A 19,182-nucleotide genomic window follows, 5' to 3' on the forward strand; every position below is an offset into this window, starting at 1 on the left:
CAACGAGGTGCGTTGAGATCATCACGGTTGTGCTCTCCTTCGCGGGAGGGACGGTTCAGGCCCCGAAGCGGCCCGCCTTGACGTCGGCGACGAAGCTCGCCCAGGCTTCCGCCGGGAAAACCAGCGCCGGCCCCTGCGGGTCCTTGCTGTCCCGGATGGGGACGACGCCGAGCACACCGTCCGCGACCTCGACGCAGTCGCCGTTGTCCCCGCCGCTGTAGCTGGACTTCCGCCACGTCGTCAGCGCTGACGCGTCAGGGATGTACCTGGGAGGCATGGCGTTCGTACTCCTTAGCCACCGACTCGATCATGCTCAGGGACGCCTCGGGCGAGAGCCCCGCGGCCTTGGCAAGATCGTAGGCGTCCCGGTAGCGCTGAACCATAGCCGGGTCGTCGATGAGGGAACCGGTGTAGAGACCCTCGACGTAAGCCGCGTCTGGCTCGTCCTCGAAGCGCATCAAGGACATCATGCTCGCCATCGTCGCGTGAGCGCCTGCGCTGTACGGAATCACCTGCACGAGCACACGGCCCGACCGGCCGAGTTGGGCGATGTGCCGGAGCTGCTCGGCCATCACCTCGGGGCCGCCGACCACCGCGCGCAGCACATTCTCGTTGAGGATCGTCCAGACCTCGGGACCGTCCTGCGCACGCAGGATCTCGGCACGCGCGAGCCTGTTGACAACTAGCTTGTCAACCTTCTCGGGAACGTAGTTGGCGTGCTGAGCGCGGAAGACCGCTCGGGCATAGCGCTCGGTCTGGAAGATGCCGGGCACCAGCGACACCGCGTACGAGTAGATCGCCACAGCCCGCTGTTCCGCGTCCGCCGCGTCGTTGAAGTGCTCCGCGAAGCGCTTGCCGTTCAGCGTCGGCAGGAAGCGGACGAAGAAGCCCTCGGTGCACAGCACCTGGTCCAGGCGGCGGGCGTCGTCCAGGCTCGGTTTGCGGCGGCCCGCTTCGATGTGGGCGATCATCGACGGCGAGAGGATCACCAGCTCGCCGAGCTGCACTTGTGTGAGCCCCGCGGCCTCGCGGCGCAGTCTCAGTTCCTCCCCGTACTTGACCCTCGGGTCGGAGCTGGAGCTTCGCGCCTGCCTGCCCATCATGGCTGCTCCCCTCGTTGACAGGCCCGTTGGAGACCTGCGCCTCTTGTCAAGGCTATCCCCGGCCAAGCCACTCTGTAAGCAGAAAGGCACAGAACGTGCCCGCAGACTTCGCGGAGGACTACGCATATGGAACCGTCGTACGAGGACGACAGCCAGAGCCCCGACCAGCCCGAGCGGCAGCTCGTCGTCATCCGGTGGCCGATGAGTGCCCGCGCGGTCGGGCGGGCGCGGCGGGAGTTGCGGGAGGCGTTGTGCGGGTGGGAGCTGGAGGGGCTGGCGGACACCGCGGAGTTGGTGCTCAGTGAGTTGATGACGAATGCGGTGCGGCATGCGCGGACGCCGCGGGGGCGGCTCATCGAGACGCGGTACGAGCGGCGGGAGGAGGGCGTGCGGATCGAGGTGCACGACGCGTCGCACCGGATTCCGTTGACGCGGCGGGCGGCGGAGGAGGACGAGGCGGGGCGCGGGCTGGCGCTCGTGGGGGTGCTCACCGGGCAGCGGTGGGGGGTGAGTTCGCGGGACGGGGTCGGCAAGCTCGTGTGGGCGCACGTGGGGTGACGTCACAGGGGGAGGACGAGCAGGGGTGGGCCGGTGGGGGCGGGTGAGCCGCCGGGGGGTTCCGCGGTGATGCCGACGGCGTCCGCGCCCGCGGGGGTGCCGTCGAGGAGGGTGGTGCCCGCCGGGCGGGCGGGGAGGAGGCCCGCGGGGGCCATCGTTCCGGCGCGGCGGTACCAGAGTTCGTAGACGCGGGAGTCGGGGAGGTCGGGGAGGTCGTGGAAGAGGACGGCGGAGCGGCCGAGGGTGGCGGACGAGACGACCGTGGCCGTGCCGCCGCCGGTGAGGGGGCCGGTGTGGAAGGTCGCGTCGGGGGCGGTGGTCACGGCGTTGAGTTCGGCGGCGCGCTGTTCGGCCCGTACGGCGACGTCGGCACGGTGGCGGGCGTCGAGCGCGAGGCCGGTGGCGACCGCGGTGACGGCCAGGCAGGCGGCGAGGGCGAGGTGGGACAGGCGCCAGCGGCGTCGGAGGGTACGCGGTGCGGGGGCGGACGGCGGGAGTTGGCGGACGGCGGGGAGCGCGGCGAGGACGCGCTCGCGCATGGCCGCGGGCGGCACCTCCGCGACGGCCATGGCCAGCCGCGCGGCGGTCTCGGTGAATTCGCGGACCTCCTGGCGGCAGGCGCCGCACTCGGCGAGGTGATGGCGGAAGGCCTGTTCTTCCGGTCCGGACACCGCGCCGAGCGCGTACGCCCCGGTGAGGGTGTGCAGGTCGGCGGTCATGAGCCCACCCCCAGGCAGTCGCGGAGGCGGACGAGGCCGTCGCGCAGGCGGGTCTTGACCGTGCCGAGGGCCACGCCGAGGACTTCCGCGGTCTGCTGGTAGGTGTAGCCGCGGTAGTAGGCGAGGGTCACGGACTCCTGTTGGAGGGGGGTCAGTTGCCGCAGGCAACGGCGTACCTGCTCGTGTTCCAGGCGGCGTTCGACGTGTTCGCTGACCTCGTCGAAGGCGGGTGTGTAGTCCCGGACGCCCACCCGTGCCTCGCGGTGGGCGCCGGCCTCCGCGGACTGGACCCGGTCCACGGCGCGGCGGTGAGCGAGCGTCATGATCCAGGCCATGGCGCTGCCCTTCCGTGCGTCGAACCGTGCCGCGCACCGCCACACCTCGACGAGCACTTCCTGGGCGACCTCCTCGGACTGCGCGGGGTCCCTGACGACGCGCCGCACCAGGCCGAGGACGGACCCGGCGACGGCGTTGTAGAGGCGTTCGAACGCCTCGCCGTCGCCGCGTGCGACACGGTCGAGCAGCGACTCCAGCCGTCCCGGCGGGGACGGCTCGGGGGCGGGTTCGCTTGCGCTGCGTGTCACGGCACGCACGGGCACCTCCTGGCAGGTACGGCGGTCAGCCGTGGGTCGCGGTCCGGTCGTCGAGGGAAGCCGCCCGGGGGCTTACTGGGGCGGCATCAGGACGGTGTCGATGATCTGCACGGTCGCGTTGGCCGTCTCGACGTTGCCGCACACCACGTTGGCCGTGTTGTTGACCTTGTACGACTCGCCCGAGCCGGACGTCGTCAGCGTGCCCTTCTCCAGTGTGGTGTAGGTGCCGTGGGCCAGTCCGTCCGGCGCCTTCACCGGCTGGCCGACCACGTGGTAGGTGAGGATCTTCGTGAGCATCGCCTTGTCGGCGAGCACCTTGTCGAGGGTGGCCTTGGGGAGCTTGGCGAAGGCGGCGTCGGTGGGCGCGAAGACGGTGATGCCCTGCGCGTTGTTCAGGGTGTCGACGAGCCCGGCCTTCTGCACCGCCGTGACGAGCGTGGAGAGCGCCGGGTTGTGCGAGGCGGCGGTGGCCACCGGGTCCTGCGCCATGCCGTCGAAGCTTCCGGCGCCGTTCTTCGGCACGGCGGCGCAGCCGGGGCCGAACGGCTGGTCCATGGCCGCGACGGACGGGGCGGCGGCGCTCGTCGCGGGAGCGGCGGACGAGGCGGAGTCGTCCGCGGACTTCTTGTCGCTGCTGGAGCACGCGGTCAGCGCGAGGGGCAGGACGGCCGCGGCCGTGAGGGCGACGGTGACGCGGCGGGCGAGGTGGCTCATGGTCTCTCCAGGGGGTGTTGTAAAGGGGGTTGTGGAGCGTGCGTCCGCGAGTGCGGCGTCCGGGGTCAGGTCACGGTGACCACCACCGAGTGCCGGCCGGTCGCCCCGTCGGGGACGGTTCCGGTGCGCCGGGAGGTCTGGGTCGCTCCCGTGCGGTCCGTGGCGCGGACTTCGAGGGTGTGGGTGCCGGGATGCGCGTCCCACTCCCACTGCCACTGGCGCCAGGTGTCGACGGTGTCCTCGGCGGCGAGGGTGGCGGTCCGCCACGGGCCGCCGTCCACCCGCACCTCGACGCGCTCGATGCCCCGGTGCTGGGCCCAGGCGACGCCGGCCACGGGGACGCGGCCGGCGGCGGGCGTGGCGAACGGCCTGGGGGTGTCGATGCGGGACTGCGTCTTGACCGGCGCCCGCCGGGCCCAGCCGCGCCGCACCCAGTAGGCGTCGTAGGCGTCGAAGGTGGTCAGCTCCAGCTCGCGCAGCCACTTGCAGGCGGACGCGTAGCCGTACAGGCCGGGGATCACGACCCGTACCGGGAAGCCGTGGGCGAAGGGCAGCGGGCTGCCGTTCATGCCGAGGGCGAGCATCGCGTCGCGGCCGTCGAGGACGGTCTCGACGGGGGTGCCGATGGTCATGCCGTCCACGGAGCGGGCCACGAGCTGGTCGGCGGGGCCGCCCTGCGAGGGGGCCCGTACGCCCGCCTCGCGCAGCAGGTCGGCCAGCCGCACGCCGGTCCACCGGGCGTTGCCCGTGTAGGGACCGCCGACCTGGTTGGAGACGCAGGTCAGCGTGATGTCCCGTTCGATCAGCTCGCGGCCCAGCAGGTCGGCGTAGGTGTACTCGACCTCGCGGGGCACGCCCAGGCCGTGCAGGCGCAGCCGCCAGGTGCCGGCGTCGATCCTGGGGACGACGAGGGCGGTGTCGACGCGGTAGAAGCGGTCGGCGGGGGTCATGAACGGGCTGAGGCCGTCCACGGGCAGTGCGGCGCCGCGCGGCACGGGATCCGCCGGGGACGCGGGGCGGGGCAGCACGACCGCGGCGCGTGAGCGGGCCGCGGCCGCTCCCCGGCGGCCGTTCAGCGCCCGGCCGAGCGTCCCGGCCCCGGTGGAGGCGGCCGCCGTGGCCGCCGCGGCGACGACGAAGCCGCGCCGGTCGAAGGCCGGCGGCCCGGCTTCCTCCCGGACGGTGGGGCCGCTTGCGGGGGGACGGGGGGTGAGCCGCGCGGACAGCAGCATCAGCACTCCGGCTGCGACGAACGCGGCCGCCAGGGAGGGCAGGACGTCCGCGGCGCGGTGGTCCGGACGGCTGGTGGCGGCGAGCACGCCGACGAGGCCGAAGACGGCCGCGCCCGCGGCGGCGGTCCTGCGCAGGCGCAGCGCGGCAAGGCCGAGGGCCACCGCGAACAGGCCCAGCAGGACGACGATGCCGAGCTGGAGCACGAGCTTGTCGTGGGTGCCGAAGTGCCGTACGGCGTAGTCCTTGACGGACGCCGGGGTGCGGTCGACGACCGCGCCGCCCACCACGACGACCGGGCTCGACTGCGGCCGCACCGCCGCCGACACCAGTTCGGCCGAGCCCAGCGCGGCCGCTGCCGCCAGCAGCCCGCTCAGGCCGCCCAGCACCCACCGCCCGCGCCGGGGGGCCGCTCGGCCGCCGCTGTCCGTCTTTTCGCTCACACCAGGTATTCGGAGCCGCGGCCCGCGTGGATGGGTCCATCACCCGAACGAGTTACCGGCGGGGCCGGATTGTCAGTGATCGCCCCTGGCGTGGTGTCCGTCGGGGTGGAGCGGATACGCCTGTACTTCGGCACGGACCGGCCGACGACCGCCGCGTTCGAGCGGGCGCTCGCCGAGGCCGGTGCCGGGCTGGAGCAGCCGGTCGCGGAGCGCGGCCCCACGCTGCTGGACGAGCAGACGCCGCGCTGGACGGGGCGGTACGTCCTGCTCTGCGACGGGGCGGGCGCCGACGAGCCGAGCCATGTCGGCGTCTTCGGCTCGTCCGGGGACTGAGGGCGCTCAGGGCAGGGGCAGCGGCTTGCCGAGGTCGGCGGCGCGGGCGGCGCGGCGGGCGGTGACCTCGTCCTGGGTGCGGGCCATCTCGCGCAGGACGGAGCGGCGGTCGCGGGCGGAGAGGCGGTCGAGGTAGAGGTTGCCGGACAGGTGGTCGGTCTCGTGCTGGAGGCAGCGGGCGAAGTAGCCGCGGCCCTCGATGACGAGCGGGTTGCCGTGCAGGTCCCGGCCGCGGACGACGGCGGTGTCGGGGCGGGCGAGGGGGCGGTAGGGGCCGGGCACGGACAGGCAGCCCTCCGACTCCTCGACCAGGCGGCGCCGTTCGGCGGGGAGTTCGTCGAGGACGGGGTTGGCGATGTGGCCGACGTGGCGCACGCCCCATTCGTCGGCCATGTCCCAGACGAAGAGCCGCAGCGGCACGCCGACCTGGTTGGCTGCGATGGCCGCGCCCTCGGCCATCGCGTTGGTGGCGAACATGTCGTCGACGAGCCGGGCCAGTTCGGGCGTGCCGAAGTCCGTGACGTCGGCGCACGGGCGGTGCAGCACGTCCTCGCCGACGACGGTGATCCGGCGCAGCGTGCCGCGTCCCACCTCGGGCGGGAGGGCGGGGTAGGACGCCACCCGCTCCCCCAGCACCCGCACCTCGCGCACGCCGTCCCCGCTCATCCGCAGCCCCTTCGCAAACGGTGGGCCGGGCAACTCCCCGGCTTGCCAAGTCATTTGCAAAGTAGCACTCTTTGCAAATGACCGAGGACGAACTGCGCGGCACCACCCGCCCGAGCCGGGCCCGCCGTGAGCTGCCGGACCATCCGGTGCGGCTCGCGCTGCTCGACCTGCTCGCCGAAGAGGGCACCGTCACCGCGACGGGGGCCGCCGCGCGGCTGGGGCACAGTTCCGGGCTGTGCTCCTTCCACCTGCGGCAGCTGGCCCGGCACGGGCTGGTCGAGGAGGCCCCGCACGCCGGGGGGCGGGGCGGGCCGCGCCCGTGGCGGCTGCGCTGGGAGGATCCGCGTGTCGCCGAGGCCGACGCGTCCGGCCCCGGGGGCGGACCGTACGGTACGGGCATGGACCCCGCCCGTACCGACGCCTACCTCCGCCGGATCGGCGCCGCGCGCCCGGCCGCGGCCGACGCCGACGCGCTGCGGGAGCTGCACCGCAGGCACCTGGTGAGCGTGCCGTTCGAGAATCTGTCGATCCACCTCGGCGAGGACATCGTGCTGACCGAGGACGCCCTCACCGACAAGATCGTCACACGGCGCCGGGGCGGCTTCTGCTACGAACTCAACGGCGCCTTCGCCGCGCTGCTGCGCTCGCTCGGCTTCGGCGTGGAACTGCTGGCGGCCAGGGGCATCGGGGACGACGGGCGGCTCGGGCCGCCGTACGACCACATGGCGCTGCGGGTCACGGGCGCGGACGGCAGCGGTCCGTGGCTGGCGGACGTCGGCTTCGGGCGGCACAGCACCTATCCGCTCGACTACGCCAGCCGCGCGGAGCAGCAGGACCCCGGCGGCCGCTTCCGTCTCGCCGAGGCCCCGCACGGCGACCTGGACGTCCTGCACGACGGCTCCCCCGCCTACCGGCTGGAGCAGCGGCCCCGCGAGGCGGCCGACTTCGGGGCGACGTGCTGGTACCAGCGCACGGCGCCCGGTTCGTACTTCCGGACCTCGCTGGTGTGCTCGCGGCTGACGGACGACGGCGGCCGCGTCACCCTCAGCGGGCGCACGCTCGTCCGGACGGACGCCGAAGGGCACCGCGAGGAGCGGGAGTTGGACGAGGCCGAGGTGCTGCCCGCCTACCGTGCGGAGTTCGGCATCGCCCTGGACCGGGAACCGGCCGTCGCCCCGCGGTGAGGGCGTTCAGCTGGTCGCGTCCTCGGTGACGGCCCGCCGCACCGTGCGCAGCGTCGCCCGGAGCCGGTCCAGGTCCGTCGAGCCCAGTGCGAGGCGGAGCGCCTGCGGCGGGTGCGCCGAGGCGGCGAAGGGTTCCGCGGTGCTGACCGAGATGTTCCGGCGGGCGAGGGCGGCGGTCAGCCGGTCGGCGCGCGCGTCCTCGGGCAGCGGCAGCCAGGTGAAGTACGACGAGGGGTGGCCGACGAGCGGCAGACCGGCCAGTTCCTCGGCGGCGACGGCCTGCCGGGCCCTGGCGTCGTCGCGTTTGCGGGCCTCCAGACGGTCCACCGTCCCGTCGTCGAGCCAGCGGCAGGCGAGGGCGGTGGCGAGCGCCGGGGTGTTCCAGACGGTGGCCCGGATCGCCCGTTCCAGCGCCGGGACCAGGGGCGGCGGCGCGACGACGAAGCCCACGCGCAGGCCCGTGGCGACGCTCTTGGACAGCCCCGAGACATGGACGGTGACGTCCGGCGCGAGCGCGGCCAGCGGCGCGGGCGGGTCCTCGGCGAGGTAGGCGTAGGCGGCGTCCTCGACCAGGAGCGGACCGTACCGCCGGGCGATCGCCACCAGCCGTATACGGTCGGCCGCGGACATGACCCAGCCGAGCGGGTTGTGCAGGGTGGGCATCGTGTAGACCGCGCGCACCGGGCGGGTCGCGCACAGCCGCTCCAGGGCGTCGAGATCGGGTCCGGCGGCCGTGGTGGGGACGGGCTCCAGGTCGAGCTGGAAGGCCTGCGCGAGCACCTTGAAGCCCGGGTAGGTGAGCGCGTCGACCGCGACGACGTCACCGGCGCCGAGGGCGGCCATGACCGTGACGGCGAGGCCGTGCTGGGCTCCGGTGACGACGAGGATCCGGTCCGGGTCGGCGGGGAGGCCGCGGCGCCGCAGGTGGCGGGCGATCGAGGCGCGGTCCTGGGGGCGGCCCCGGTGCGGCTGGTAGCGCAGCAGCGCGTCGAGTTCGCCGGAGGTGGCGGTCTCCCGCAGGGCCCGGCGCAGGAGGCCGGACTGCTCGGGCAGCAGCGGGTAGTTGAAGGTGAGGTCCACCGCGTCGTTGGCGACGGCCTGCTGGTCGATGCCGTGCCCGGCGGGCACCGCGAGGTCGCGGACGAACGTGCCGCGGCCCTGCTCCCGGCTCACCAGGCCCATGGCCGCCAGCTCGGCGTAGACCCGGGTCGCGGTCACCACGGCGACGCCCTCGCGGGCGGCGAGCGCGCGGTGCGTCGGCAGCCGCATGCCCGCGGCGAGCCGTCCCGCGCGGATGTCCGACGCGAACGCGTCGACCAGGGTCTTGTAGCGCGAGGCCGCCATGGACCGGATTGTATCCATGACAATTCTTTGACTGTCCCGTCCGCGGATCCCTACCGTCGGGGCCCACCCCAGCGGAAGGACAGCCGCCGTGCACATCGCCATCCTCACCTTCGAGGGCTACAACGAACTCGACTCCCTGATCGCCCTCGGCGTGCTGGGCCGCGTCCGGGCGGACGGCTGGCGGGTCACCCTGGCCTGCCCCACCCCCACGGTGACGTCGATGAACGGCGTGACGGTGGCGCGGATGTCCACCCTGGAGGAGGCGTGCGAGGCCGACGCCGTCGTCGTCGGCAGCGGCGTCGCCACCCGCGAGGTCGTCGAGGACCCGGCGGTCATGGGCGTCCTGCGCGGTCTGGACCCGGCGCGCCAGCTCATCGCCGCGCAGTGCTCGGGCGCGCTGGTGCTGGCCCGGCTCGGGCTGCTCGACGGTGTTCCCGCCTGCACGGACCTGACCACCAGGCCCTGGGTGGTGGCCGCCGGGATCGAGGTCCTCGACCAGCCGTTCTTCGCACGGGACGGTATCGCGACGGCGGGCGGCTGCCTCGCCTCGCAGTACCTCGCCGGGTGGCTGATCGCCCGCCTCGCGGGCACCGAGGCCGCGACGGAGGCGCTGCATTACGTCGCGCCGGTCGGTGAGAAGGAGGAGTACGTCGCACGCGCCTGGCGCGCGGTGGGTCCGTATCTGCCCGCGCGCGTGTGAGGCACCGCCGCGGGGTGCCGGGCCGTGCGGTCCGGCACCCCGCCGGGCGTCAGAAGGAGAAGACGACCGAGCGGAAGCCGTCCTTCAGGGCCGCGCCCGCGTACGGCGGCAGCGAGAAGTGCGGGCCGTCGCAGTCGGGTCCGGCGAAGACGGTGGCCGAGGCGTCGGTGTCGTTGACGGCGTGGGTGGCCGGCGGCAGGTCCCAGTCCGCGACCTCGGGCAGCGTGATGCACTCGCGGCCGGGCGGGTTCACCAGCGACTTCTCGCCCTGGTAGGTGCGGTAGGCGAACGCGCCGCCGGCGGCGTGCGCCGGGACCGGGAAGGACAGGGCGACGCCGACCGCGCAGGTCACGGCGGCGAGAGTCGTACGGATACGCACGGGGGTCCCTTTCGTGGGGTGGGCAAAACAGAGGCCACCCTAGATCGGGACAACTGCGGCGAAACGGTTCTGCGCCACGGGACACCGGCGCGCCCCACCCGCCCGGCCCACCGCCGAAGCGCTACCGGGCCTTGCGCTTGCCGAACTCCGCCGCCACCGCGTGGATCGCGCCGCGGCCCTCCAGCGCGACACTCTTGCCGTCCGCCATGGTGATCGTGACGGGCTGCCAGTTCTTGCCGCTCTCGACCGTGACGGACGCGATGCGCTCCAGCGCGATCGCGCCGAGGTGGTCACCGACCCGGTTGAGCATCGGGTCGGCCGTCCACACGTGCAGGGAGCTGTCGCTGACGCCGAAGACGACCGCCGCGTCCAGCGGTATGTCCGTCTCCTCGGTCATCTTCTTCGCGGCCGCGCGCGCGGCGGGCCTGGCGATCAGGTAGTTGCCGAGCGGCGAGAGCATCCGCGCCGGGCCCAGCACGGTGTCGACCCGCGCGTAGGCGGCCGCCACGATCTTCTCGTCGCCCAGCGACTCGGTCAGGACGTCGGCCAGTTCGGCGTCTTTTGCGTGCATGGGTGCTCCCGTTCGGTCAGGGGGGTGCGAAAATCGGCCACCCCGCTCGTCCGGACCATGATGGCCGGGGCCCGCGCGGCCGTGCAGCCGTTCGCCCGGATTCCCCTGCCGTCACACGGGAGTTGCCCCTCCTCAGACGTCCCAGCGGGCCCGCAGGTCCGCGAAGAACTCATGGAAGCCCGGGAAGGTCTTCTTCACGCACGAGGGGTCGTCGAAGGTCGTACCGGGGTTGCGCAGGCCCGCGACGGCGAAGCTCATCGCCATCCGGTGGTCCCCGTGGCAGGCGATCTCCACCGGCCGGGGCGCGCCCGGGTGGATCTCGATCCAGTCCCGGCCGGTCTCCACCTCGACGCCCTGCGCCCGCAGGTTCTCCGCGCACGCGTCCAGCCGGTCGCACTCCTTGACGCGGGTGTTGTAGACGTCCTCGATCCGCACCGGACCGTCCGCGTACGGGGCGACGGCCGCGAGCGTCGGCATGGTGTCGGAGATGTCGCGCATGGCGACCGTCACCCCGGACAGCCGCCCGGTGCCGGTCACCGTCGTCGCGTCCGGCCCGATCTCGACGTCGGCGCCCATCTGCCGCAGCACCTCGACGAACTGCAGGTCGCCCTGCAGCGCGCCCTGCCCGAGCCCCGGTACGGTCGCGGTCCGCCCGGCGAGCGCGGCCGCGGCGAAGACGTAGCTGGCGGCGGAGGCGTCGGGCTCCACGGCGTAGTCGGCGGGCCGGTAGCCGCCCGGCGGGACGACGAAGGTGTCGCCCTCGCGCGTCACGTCCACGCCGAAGCTGCGCATCATCGCCAGCGTGATCTCGACGTAGGGCACCGACACGATGCCGGTCACCCGGATCCGCAGGCCCTCCGCGGTGAGCGGCCCGGTCATCAGCAGCGCGGTCAGGAACTGCGAGGACAGGCTCGCGTCCAGCTCCACCTCGCCGCCCCTGACACCCGCCGCCCGCACGGTCAGCGGCAGGTGGCCCTCGGCCTCGTCGTGCGTGAGGTCCACGCCGAGCGCGCGCAGTGCCCCGGTCAGCGGGGCGACGGGACGGCGGCGCATCTGCGCGGAGGCGTCGAAGCGGTAGACACCGCGGTGCCCGGCGGCGGCGAGCGCGGGCAGGAAGCGCGCGGCGGTGCCCGCGTCCCGGCAGTCGACGTCGGCGGCCGCTGCGGGCGGCCCGTCCGGGCTGCCGGTCACGTGCCACGCGTCGTCCGTGCGCCGCGCCGCGTAGCCGAGCGCCACCAGGCCCTGCGCGAAGCCGTCGGTGTCGTCCGACAGCAGCGGCCTGCGCAGCACGCTCTCCCCGCCGGCCGCGGCCGCCAGGAACAACGCCCGAGCCGTCACGGACTTCGACCCCGGTACCGCGACGATCACCACTGCCTCCCGCCTCGCCGGCGGGCCACTCCCTCCGGCGGGCCCGATCTTACGGGGCGGGCGCACCACCCGCGGCGCCCTGTCCAGCGGGTGGGCACCGCCCGGCGTCATCCCACGGTCAGCCGCGTACGCCGCACGACCAGCCACACCGCCGCGAGCGCGAGCACACCGACGCCCGCGTAACCGGCCGCCAGGATCGCGTGGAAGCTGCCGATGCGGCCGGCGGGCTGGTAGACGACCCGGGTCATCAGGTGGTGCCCGGCCATGCAGGACGGCAGCCGCCCGGGGGCCATGGCGTCCGGCCCGGCGAAGGGGCACAGCCGGTCCAGGTCCGCGGCGCCCAGGGGCCGCCCGGCCGCGTCGTACAGATTGCCGACCCGGTCCGGCGAGATCGTGATCCCGGTCCTGATCCGCAGCGCGTTCGGCCCGCCCGCCGGGCCCGGGTCGTACGTGCCGTCCGGAAGGGGCCGGAACCGCGCGAGGGGCGTCATCAGATACGGATAGCGGTAATTGACCAGCACGAACAGACCGACGAAGAAGGCCACCGCGGCCAGCGCCGCGGGCAGCACCCGGCGGATCGCCGCGCCGAGCGCGACCCCCACGGCGAACATCGCCACGCCCAGCGCGAGCGGCAGCATCCCCGCGTCCAGGAACATGTCGCCCTCGAAGAGGCCGTCGCCGGTCACCTGGCCCATCACCTGCGCCGCATGACCGGCGGCCAGCGACACCGCCGCCGTGCACAGCGCCGTGCAGCCGCCCAGCAGGGCCACCTTCGTCCACAGCCAGCGCTGCGGCGAGACGTCCTGGCTCCAGGCCAGCAGCAGCGTGCGCTGCTCGTGCTCGCGCGCCAGCAGCGGCACCCCGAGGAAGACGCCGATCAGCAGCGGCTGGTACTCCACGAACTGCAGGAGGTGGTCCGCGACACGGAAAGGCCCGGTCTGCGAACTCAGTGCCGCGTCCTGCGGCGTGCCGGGCAGGCACGGGCGGTCGTGACACCGGTGGAAGGTCACCGTCATCTCGTGCCCGAGCCAGGCCAGCCAGCCGGTCAGCACCACGGTGAGGACCAGGGCGCACAGCAGCGCCCAGCGGTGCTGGCGCCAGGTCAGCCACAGCAGGCCGCGGAAGCCGCCCGAGGACTCCCGCGCCGGTACGTCCAGCCCGATCAGGGGCACCGCCTGGGTCATGCCGCCGCCTCCGCCGTCCGCGGGTCCCTGAGATACGTCAGCACGAGGTCCTCCAGCGTCAGCGGCCGTGACGTCCAGCCGGGGGCGACCACCGGGGGCCGCACACCCTCCTCCCGGACGGTGAACACCGACTGCCGCGCCGTGTGCCGCACCGCCACCACCTCCCCGGGCCCCGGCGGCCGCTCCGCCCGCGGACCGCTCAGCCGCACATGCCGGGCCAGCAGGTCCTCGACGTCGCCGGTCAGCACCGGGCGGCCCGCCACGAGCAGCAGCAGATGGTCGCCGACACCCGACAGCTCCGCCACGATGTGCGTCGACAGCATCACCGTCATCCCGGTGTCCGCCGCCTCCCCCATCAGCTCCCCCGTCACCTCCGTCCGGGCCACCGGATCCAGGTTCGACAACGGCTCGTCCAGCAGCAGCAGCGCGGGCCGCGACCCCAGCGCCACCGCCAGCGAGACCTGCGCCCGCTGGCCCCCCGAGAGCCTTCCGCACGGCCGGTCCACCGGCACCGCGAACCGCTCCAGCCACGCCACCGCCCGCCGCTGGTCCCACACCCGGTTCGTGGCCCGCCCGAAACGCAGCATGTCCGCCGGGCTGAAGTCGCGGTAGAGCGGCTTGTCCTGAGCCAGGATCGCCACCCGCGCCGCCCGCTCCCCCACCGGCCGCCCGTGCACCCGCACCGCACCGGCGGTCGCCGGAAGCAGCCCGGCCACGATGCCCATCAGCGTGGACTTCCCCGCCCCGTTCGCCCCCACCAGCGCGACGACACCCCCGGCGGGAAGCCGGAACGAGCAGTCCCGCAGCGCCTCCACCCGCCGGAAGCGCTTGCCCAGCCCCTCAGCCTCCACCGCGTACACGCTCATGCGACACCCCCCTCCTTCCCCGCCGTACGGGCCTCCTCCGCCAGCACCGACCCGATCAGCGCCCGCACGTCCTCCGCCTCCAGCCCCGCCTCCCGGGCCTGCCCCACCCACCGCGCGAAGCTCGCCCGCAGCCGCGCCATCGCATGCGGGTCGGCGGCGCCGAGCTCCCCGCTCACGAACGTCCCCGCCCCCTGCCGCGCCTCCACCAGCCCCGACAGCTCCAGCTCCCGGTACGCCTTCAGCACGGTGCTCGGATTCACGGTGCACGCGGTGACCACACTCCGCACGGTGGGCAACTGATCCCCCGGCCTCAGCACCCCCATCCGCAGTGCCTCCCTGACCTGCGTCACGAGCTGGGCATACGCCGGGACGGTGCTCGCCCTGTCGACATGGAGGTCGATCACGTCTTCTCCTCGCGGAGGGCCACATTGTTCTGGTCAAGTAGAACACCAGCCCACCAACACGGCAAGACCTCGACTTTCCCGCCGCGATGGGTGCCCGCGCCTGGCGGCGCGGGGTGCCCCCGCAGGAATGCGCTGGGAGGGGCTCAGCCCCTACGTAGGAGGGTGAAGGCGCATTCCGAGGAGGTGCCCCGTGGCGGCACCCGACCCACCAACGGCGCGCCGCGCAAAGGGGCGCGAGGAACGGCGCGACCAGCCCCCACCGGCAGAAGATCACGCAACAAACCGCAGCAAACCCGCCCGGAGGGCCTACGCCGCGAGACGATCCAAGAGCTCCGACAACCGCTTGCTCACCGTCAACCGATCACCGCTCGTCAGAGCCGAGCCCAGCCCCACCGCCACCGCCCCCGCGGCGATCCACTCGGGCGCCGCCGCAAGCGTGATTCCCCCGATCGGCACGAGCGGCGCCTGCGGCAGCACCGCGCGGACCTCGGCCACCCACGCCGGGGTGACGGAGACCGCGGGGTAGACGGTCAGCGCGTCCGCGCCGAGCTCCAGCGCGCGAACCGCCTCGCCCGGGGTGGCGACCCCGGGAAAAACGGGCACCCCGTACCGGTGCCCGGCGCGCAGCACGCCCTCGTCGAGGCTGGGCGAGAGCAGGAACCTGGCGCCCGCCTCGATGGCGAGCCGCGCGGACACCTCGTCCAGCACCGTCCCGGCGCCGACGATCGCGTCGTCGCCGACCTCCCGCACGAGCGTGGTGACCGCTTCGAGCGCGAAGGGCGTGGTGAGGGAGATCTCCAGGGTCGTGAGCCCGGCGGACAGCAGGGTGTCGGCGGTGGCGGCGGCCTGGTCGTACGTGTCGGTGCGGATCGTGGCGAAGACGCGTTGTGCGAGCGCGGCCCGGGTGGTCTCCCAGCGGTACACGGAGGATCTCGGTCCTTCCCTAGCGGTGCTGCACGGTCGTGCGGGTGCGCGGGATGCGGAGAGCGCGATCAGAACGCTACCCGCCCGGCGGGGCGCGTCCGCCGGGCGTTCCGGCAGCTGTCACCGCACCGTGATACGAGCGGGGCAAGCGTCCGCCCCCTCGCCGGGGACCCTCATCCCGCGTGCGTGGAGAAGAGCCCGCCCGTGGGGCCCTGCTTGTCGCCGCCCTGGGCCTTCTTGAGGGCGTTGGCGAGGCCCTCGATCGTCATGGACTGGAGGATGACCCGGCCGTTGCCCTCCAGGGTGGCCAGCGACAGGCCCTCCCCGCCGAAGACCGCGTTCATGATGCCCTGCCGGTTGAGGCCGCCGATGCGCTGGATGCCGTACTGGATGCCTTCCTCGAAGGCGACGATGCAGCCGGTGTCGACCTCGATGCGGCCGCCGAAGTCCGCGGGGTTGAGGTCGATGAAGTTGCCGGCGCCGGCGATGATCACGGTGCCGTGGCCGGTGAACTTCTCCAGGACGAAGCCCTCGCCGCCGCTCATGCCCTGCCGTCCGCCGACGAAGGCGATGCCGAACTGGACGGTGTCCTCGGCGGCGACGAAGGCGTCCTTCTCGGCGAACCAGGCGCGCGAGCCGGACAGCTCCAGGGCGCGCATCTCACCGGGCAGCACCCCGGCGAAGCCGACCGTGCCCTCGCCGCCGGAGGCGGTGAAGTACTGGAAGGCGAGCGACTCGCCGGCCAGCGCGCGCTGGCCGACCTGCATCGCGGTGCCCATGGCCTGCCGCAGCAGGCCGCCCATGCCGCCGCCCCCACCGGCACCTCCGGCGCCCCCGGCGCCCCCGGCGCCGCTCGCGCCACCGCGGGGCTGCCCGCCGAGTCTGGTCTCCATGGAGACGTTGGCGGTCTTGAAGAGGAACTTCCCGGCCTCGCAGTAGACCGTCTGCCCGGGGCTGAGGGTGCAGACGGCCATCTGCATGGCGTTGCCGACGATCTGCTGCTGGAGCGTCACCGCAGGACTCCTTGAAACGAACGATGCCGAAAGGGGCGAAACCGGTACGGTTCGCGCCCTCCCGTCAACGTACCGCCCGAGCGATCCGGTTCCGTGCCGGGAGGGCCGCGTCGCCGGTCCGCTCGGCGTCGCCCTGGGCCGGCAGGCGTACCGTACGCTCCCCGCCGGTGTCCAGGAAGCGGGCGAGCGGCAGGGTGGCGGCGCCGACGGTGACGGCGTCGGTGCCGAGCCTGCCCAGTTCGATGGAGGTCTGCGCGCAGGGGTGGCGCAGCGCGTACGCGGCGGCGACGTCGCGGACGGTGGGCAGGATGCGCGGGCCGAGCATGAGCCCGGCCCAGCCGCCGAGCACGATGCGGTGCGGGTTGAAGAGGTTGATCAGGTCGGCGATGCCCGCGCCCAGGTACTCGGCGGCCTCGGCGAGCAGCGCGTCGGCCTCGGGGTCGGTGTCGGCGGCGGCGAGCAGCGCGGCGAGCGCGGTCTCCTCGCTGACGTCGCGGGGCGCGGCGGGCCAGCGGCCGAGCAGCGCCTCGGCGCCGACGTAGGCCTCCAGGCAGCCGCGCGAGCCGCAGCGGCAGGTGCGCCCGCCGACCCGCAGGGTGGTGTGGCCCCACTCCCCCGCGCTGCTGCTGGCGCCGTGGTAGGGCTTGCCGTTGGTGACGACGCAGGCGCCGACGCCGGAGCCGATGAGGGCGATCACGACGTTGTCCGAGCCGCGTCCGGCGCCGAACCACATCTCGGCCTGGCCGAGGGTCTTGGCGCCGTTGTCGATGAAGAGCGGCAGTGTGGTGCCGGCCCGCAGCAGCCGGCCGAGCGGGACCGCGTCCCAGCCGATGGTCTGGCCGTGCACGACGATGCCCTCCCCGTCACCGGGGAGGGCATCGGGGGTGGCGTTGTGGGCCACGATGCCGGGGACGCCGATGCCGACGCCGAGCACCTCGCTGTCGTCGATCCCGGCTTCCCGGACGACCCCGGCGATGCCCTGGAGGGCGAGGCTGACGACGTGGTCGACGTCGTGGCCGCTGTCGGACAGCGGCAGGTCGGCGGAGGCGCGTTCGGTCAGCGCGAGGTCAAACAGCTCGACCCGGACCCGGGTCTCGCCGACGTCCACGCCGACGACGTACCCGTAGCCGGGGGCGACCTGGAGCAGCATGCGCGGGCGGCCGCCGTCGGACTCGACGGCCCCGGCCTCCTCGACCATGCCGTCGGCGATCAACTCTCCAACGACGTTGCTGATCGACCCGGCGCTGAGCCCGGTGTCGCGTCCCAGCTCCTGGCGGCTCAGGGGACCTTCGAAATACAAATGACGCAGAAGCGATGCACGGTTGCCGCGCCGCAGGTCACGCACGGTGCGCTTGCCTCGCTCAGCCATCGAGTCTCCCTCCCGGGGGGTCCGGCGTGAATCTATCGCTGCACAGGGTCTTGACGCCACCTTTTCTCACAAGTTAAATCACGGCCTGAAATAAGGCACACGCGCTGTTCACTTCCTGAAGCGATCCCACCCCTGAGAGGGAACCGTCATGCGCACCAGCACCTCCAGCAGACTCGTCGCGGCCACCGCCCTCGTGGCCGCGCTGGGTCTCACGCTCGCCGCCTGTGGTGGCGGCGACGACGACAGCAGCAGCGGCAGCAGCGGCGGCAGCAAGTCCTCGGGCGACAGCCTGAAGGGCCAGACGATCACGTACTGGGCCAGCAACCAGGGCACCAGCATCGACGCCGACAAGAAGACCCTGGCCACCGAGACGGCCAAGTTCACCCAGCAGACCGGCATCAAGGTCAACGTCGAGGTCATCGGCTGGGCGGACCTGCTCAACCGCATCCTGGCGGCCGCCACCTCCGGCCAGGGCCCCGACGTGCTGAACATCGGCAACACCTGGTCGGCCTCCCTCCAGGCCACCGGTGCCCTCATGCCGTGGGACGACGCCGCCTTCCAGACGATCGGCGGCAAGGACCGGTTCATGCCGGCCGCCATCGCCTCGGCGGGTGCCGCGGGCAAGGACCCGGCCGCCGTGCCGATCTACTCGATGGCGTACGGTCTGTACTACAACAAGAAGATGTTCGCCGCGGCGGGCATCCAGAACCCGCCCACCACGTGGGACGAGCTGGTCGCGGACGCCACCAAGCTCACCACCGGCGGCAAGTACGGCCTGGCGGTCGAGGGTTCGAACGGCGCCGAGAACATCCACCACATCTTCGTGCTGGCCAAGCAGCGCGGCGCGAGCTGGTTCGACGACAAGGGCAACCCGACCTTCACCGGTCCGCAGCAGGTTGCCGCGGTCAAGCAGTACGTCGACTTCATCGCGGCCAACAAGGTCGCGGCCAAGGGCGACGCCGAGTACGACCAGAACCAGACGATCACCGACTTCGCGACCGGCAAGGCCGCGATGATGATGTGGCAGACGGCCGCCGCGAGCATCGCCTCGCACGGCATGAAGCCCGACGAGTACGGCGTGGTGCCGGTGCCGACGCAGACCGCGGGCGCCACCGGTGACGCGGGTGTGACGTCGATGGTGGCCGGTATCAACATCGCCATCTTCAACGACACCAAGCACAAGGAGGCCTCGGAGGCCTTCGTGAAGTTCATGACCAGCACCGACGAGCAGAAGGTGCTCAACAGCAAGTACCAGTCGATCCCGCCGGTCGTCGAGGCGCAGAGCGACCCGGCCTTCCAGACCCCGGACCTGAAGGTCCTGGGCCAGGTGCTGCAGAAGTCGGCCGCCCCGCTGCCGCAGGTCGCCAACGAGAGCCAGTTCGAGAACCTCGTCGGCCCCGCCGTCAAGGGCCTGTTCGCCGACGCCGCCGCCGGCAAGCCGGTCACCGACGATTCCGTCAAGGCTGCGCTCCAGCACGCGCAGCAGCAGATGCCGACGTCGTAAGGACCGGCCCTCC

At 73.4% G+C, this 19,182-nt stretch carries 22 protein-coding genes and 1 pseudogene; 6 read left to right on the forward strand and 17 right to left on the reverse strand.

Annotation, left to right across the window (positions count from 1 at the left end; translation table 11 throughout):
• Positions 1-55: 55 nt before the first annotated feature.
• Both ACWERV_RS26590 and ACWERV_RS26595 read right to left on the reverse strand, forming a co-directional pair.
• Complete coding sequence (locus ACWERV_RS26590) at positions 56-277, reverse strand: DUF397 domain-containing protein (RefSeq protein ID WP_452937522.1); 222 nt, start codon at positions 275-277, stop codon at positions 56-58.
• The gene (locus ACWERV_RS26595) at positions 255-1,103 is read right to left on the reverse strand and encodes a helix-turn-helix domain-containing protein (RefSeq protein ID WP_452937525.1); all 849 of its coding nucleotides are present in this window, start codon (positions 1,101-1,103) and stop codon (positions 255-257) included. Before ACWERV_RS26595 ends, ACWERV_RS26590 begins: the two co-directional genes overlap by 23 nt.
• A gap of 126 nt (positions 1,104-1,229) precedes the next feature.
• Here ACWERV_RS26595 and ACWERV_RS26600 point away from each other — a divergent pair, with 126 nt between their 5' ends.
• Complete coding sequence (locus ACWERV_RS26600; protein WP_452937527.1) at positions 1,230-1,661, forward strand: ATP-binding protein; 432 nt, start codon at positions 1,230-1,232, stop codon at positions 1,659-1,661.
• 2 nt (positions 1,662-1,663) lie between these two features.
• Here the strand turns inward: ACWERV_RS26600 and ACWERV_RS26605 are convergent, their stop codons facing one another.
• The 4 genes from ACWERV_RS26605 to ACWERV_RS26620 all read right to left on the reverse strand — a co-directional run bounded on the left by ACWERV_RS26605 (position 1,664) and on the right by ACWERV_RS26620 (position 5,360).
• Entirely contained in the window at positions 1,664-2,380 is a 717-nt protein-coding gene (locus tag ACWERV_RS26605; protein ID WP_452937530.1) for an anti-sigma factor, read from the reverse strand.
• Positions 2,377-2,964, reverse strand: a complete 588-nt coding sequence (gene sigK, locus ACWERV_RS26610; protein ID WP_398178608.1) for an ECF RNA polymerase sigma factor SigK — start codon at positions 2,962-2,964, stop codon at positions 2,377-2,379. Before sigK ends, ACWERV_RS26605 begins: the two co-directional genes overlap by 4 nt.
• Positions 2,965-3,045: 81 nt before the next feature.
• Positions 3,046-3,687, reverse strand: coding sequence for a fasciclin domain-containing protein (locus ACWERV_RS26615; RefSeq protein WP_398178605.1), 642 nt, complete (start codon positions 3,685-3,687; stop codon positions 3,046-3,048).
• 65 nt (positions 3,688-3,752) lie between these two features.
• Complete coding sequence (locus tag ACWERV_RS26620) at positions 3,753-5,360, reverse strand: molybdopterin-dependent oxidoreductase (protein ID WP_452937533.1); 1,608 nt, start codon at positions 5,358-5,360, stop codon at positions 3,753-3,755.
• A gap of 75 nt (positions 5,361-5,435) precedes the next feature.
• On the opposite strand from ACWERV_RS26620, the gene ACWERV_RS26625 reads away from it, so the two are divergent.
• The gene (locus ACWERV_RS26625) at positions 5,436-5,693 is read left to right on the forward strand and encodes a hypothetical protein (protein ID WP_452937536.1); all 258 of its coding nucleotides are present in this window, start codon (positions 5,436-5,438) and stop codon (positions 5,691-5,693) included.
• A 6-nt stretch (positions 5,694-5,699) separates the two neighbouring features.
• Here the strand turns inward: ACWERV_RS26625 and def are convergent, their stop codons facing one another.
• A complete protein-coding gene (gene def / locus ACWERV_RS26630; protein ID WP_452937539.1) occupies positions 5,700-6,359 on the reverse strand; it encodes a peptide deformylase in 660 nt (219 codons plus the stop codon).
• A gap of 77 nt (positions 6,360-6,436) precedes the next feature.
• On the opposite strand from def, the pseudogene ACWERV_RS26635 reads away from it, so the two are divergent.
• Both ACWERV_RS26635 and ACWERV_RS26640 read left to right on the forward strand, forming a co-directional pair.
• Positions 6,437-6,631 (forward strand): annotated as a pseudogene (locus tag ACWERV_RS26635) (helix-turn-helix domain-containing protein); the annotation flags it as partial.
• Positions 6,632-6,757: 126 nt separating this feature from the next.
• Positions 6,758-7,543 carry an arylamine N-acetyltransferase family protein gene (locus ACWERV_RS26640; protein WP_452937620.1) on the forward strand — a complete coding sequence of 262 codons (786 nt, stop codon included), beginning with the start codon at positions 6,758-6,760 and terminating at the stop codon, positions 7,541-7,543.
• 6 nt (positions 7,544-7,549) lie between these two features.
• Here the strand turns inward: ACWERV_RS26640 and ACWERV_RS26645 are convergent, their stop codons facing one another.
• Positions 7,550-8,887, reverse strand: a complete 1,338-nt coding sequence (locus ACWERV_RS26645) for an aminotransferase-like domain-containing protein (RefSeq protein ID WP_452937542.1) — start codon at positions 8,885-8,887, stop codon at positions 7,550-7,552.
• Positions 8,888-8,975: 88 nt separating this feature from the next.
• Between ACWERV_RS26645 and ACWERV_RS26650 the strand changes: the two genes are divergently transcribed.
• Complete coding sequence (locus ACWERV_RS26650) at positions 8,976-9,587, forward strand: DJ-1/PfpI family protein (protein ID WP_452937545.1); 612 nt, start codon at positions 8,976-8,978, stop codon at positions 9,585-9,587.
• Positions 9,588-9,636: 49 nt separating this feature from the next.
• On the opposite strand, the gene ACWERV_RS26655 is transcribed toward ACWERV_RS26650, so the two are convergent.
• The 9 genes from ACWERV_RS26655 to ACWERV_RS26695 all read right to left on the reverse strand — a co-directional run bounded on the left by ACWERV_RS26655 (position 9,637) and on the right by ACWERV_RS26695 (position 17,665).
• Positions 9,637-9,966 carry a hypothetical protein gene (locus tag ACWERV_RS26655; RefSeq protein WP_452937547.1) on the reverse strand — a complete coding sequence of 110 codons (330 nt, stop codon included), beginning with the start codon at positions 9,964-9,966 and terminating at the stop codon, positions 9,637-9,639.
• A gap of 121 nt (positions 9,967-10,087) precedes the next feature.
• Positions 10,088-10,537 carry a hypothetical protein gene (locus ACWERV_RS26660; protein ID WP_398178586.1) on the reverse strand — a complete coding sequence of 150 codons (450 nt, stop codon included), beginning with the start codon at positions 10,535-10,537 and terminating at the stop codon, positions 10,088-10,090.
• Positions 10,538-10,669: 132 nt separating this feature from the next.
• Complete coding sequence (gene aroA / locus ACWERV_RS26665; protein ID WP_452937551.1) at positions 10,670-11,905, reverse strand: 3-phosphoshikimate 1-carboxyvinyltransferase; 1,236 nt, start codon at positions 11,903-11,905, stop codon at positions 10,670-10,672.
• Positions 11,906-12,012: 107 nt separating this feature from the next.
• Entirely contained in the window at positions 12,013-13,089 is a 1,077-nt protein-coding gene (locus ACWERV_RS26670) for a hypothetical protein (protein ID WP_452937554.1), read from the reverse strand.
• Complete coding sequence (locus tag ACWERV_RS26675; RefSeq protein WP_452937557.1) at positions 13,086-13,955, reverse strand: ABC transporter ATP-binding protein; 870 nt, start codon at positions 13,953-13,955, stop codon at positions 13,086-13,088. The genes ACWERV_RS26670 and ACWERV_RS26675 overlap by 4 nt, the downstream gene beginning before the upstream one ends.
• Entirely contained in the window at positions 13,952-14,359 is a 408-nt protein-coding gene (locus ACWERV_RS26680; RefSeq protein WP_452937560.1) for a GntR family transcriptional regulator, read from the reverse strand. The genes ACWERV_RS26675 and ACWERV_RS26680 overlap by 4 nt, the downstream gene beginning before the upstream one ends.
• A 306-nt stretch (positions 14,360-14,665) precedes the next feature.
• On the reverse strand, positions 14,666-15,283 hold the full coding sequence (locus ACWERV_RS26685; protein WP_398178577.1) for a bifunctional 4-hydroxy-2-oxoglutarate aldolase/2-dehydro-3-deoxy-phosphogluconate aldolase: 618 nt from the start codon (positions 15,281-15,283) through the stop codon (positions 14,666-14,668).
• 173 nt (positions 15,284-15,456) lie between these two features.
• Entirely contained in the window at positions 15,457-16,296 is an 840-nt protein-coding gene (locus ACWERV_RS26690; RefSeq protein WP_452937562.1) for an AIM24 family protein, read from the reverse strand.
• A gap of 64 nt (positions 16,297-16,360) precedes the next feature.
• Positions 16,361-17,665: an ROK family transcriptional regulator gene (locus ACWERV_RS26695; protein ID WP_452937564.1), complete on the reverse strand. Its 1,305-nt coding sequence runs from the start codon at positions 17,663-17,665 to the stop codon at positions 16,361-16,363.
• 148 nt (positions 17,666-17,813) lie between these two features.
• On the opposite strand from ACWERV_RS26695, the gene ACWERV_RS26700 reads away from it, so the two are divergent.
• The gene (locus ACWERV_RS26700; RefSeq protein WP_398178568.1) at positions 17,814-19,169 is read left to right on the forward strand and encodes an ABC transporter substrate-binding protein; all 1,356 of its coding nucleotides are present in this window, start codon (positions 17,814-17,816) and stop codon (positions 19,167-19,169) included.
• Positions 19,170-19,182: the final 13 nt, after the last annotated feature.

The organism is Streptomyces sp. NPDC004031 (assembly GCF_053604375.1).

What these genes read in the sequence shown, in the direction of transcription:
- def (WP_452937539.1), bottom strand. Translation starts at nt 6,359, where the DNA reads ATGAGCGGGGACGGCGTGCGCGAGGTGCGGGTGCTGGGGGAGCGGGTG.
- ACWERV_RS26640 (WP_452937620.1), top strand. Translation starts at nt 6,758, where the DNA reads ATGGACCCCGCCCGTACCGACGCCTACCTCCGCCGGATCGGCGCCGCG.
- ACWERV_RS26645 (WP_452937542.1), bottom strand. Translation starts at nt 8,887, where the DNA reads ATGGCGGCCTCGCGCTACAAGACCCTGGTCGACGCGTTCGCGTCGGAC.
- ACWERV_RS26615 (WP_398178605.1), bottom strand. Translation starts at nt 3,687, where the DNA reads ATGAGCCACCTCGCCCGCCGCGTCACCGTCGCCCTCACGGCCGCGGCC.
- ACWERV_RS26700 (WP_398178568.1), top strand. Translation starts at nt 17,814, where the DNA reads ATGCGCACCAGCACCTCCAGCAGACTCGTCGCGGCCACCGCCCTCGTG.
- ACWERV_RS26675 (WP_452937557.1), bottom strand. Translation starts at nt 13,955, where the DNA reads ATGAGCGTGTACGCGGTGGAGGCTGAGGGGCTGGGCAAGCGCTTCCGG.
- ACWERV_RS26600 (WP_452937527.1), top strand. Translation starts at nt 1,230, where the DNA reads ATGGAACCGTCGTACGAGGACGACAGCCAGAGCCCCGACCAGCCCGAG.
- ACWERV_RS26590 (WP_452937522.1), bottom strand. Translation starts at nt 277, where the DNA reads ATGCCTCCCAGGTACATCCCTGACGCGTCAGCGCTGACGACGTGGCGG.
- ACWERV_RS26670 (WP_452937554.1), bottom strand. Translation starts at nt 13,089, where the DNA reads ATGACCCAGGCGGTGCCCCTGATCGGGCTGGACGTACCGGCGCGGGAG.
- ACWERV_RS26605 (WP_452937530.1), bottom strand. Translation starts at nt 2,380, where the DNA reads ATGACCGCCGACCTGCACACCCTCACCGGGGCGTACGCGCTCGGCGCG.
- ACWERV_RS26595 (WP_452937525.1), bottom strand. Translation starts at nt 1,103, where the DNA reads ATGATGGGCAGGCAGGCGCGAAGCTCCAGCTCCGACCCGAGGGTCAAG.
- ACWERV_RS26660 (WP_398178586.1), bottom strand. Translation starts at nt 10,537, where the DNA reads ATGCACGCAAAAGACGCCGAACTGGCCGACGTCCTGACCGAGTCGCTG.
- ACWERV_RS26695 (WP_452937564.1), bottom strand. Translation starts at nt 17,665, where the DNA reads ATGGCTGAGCGAGGCAAGCGCACCGTGCGTGACCTGCGGCGCGGCAAC.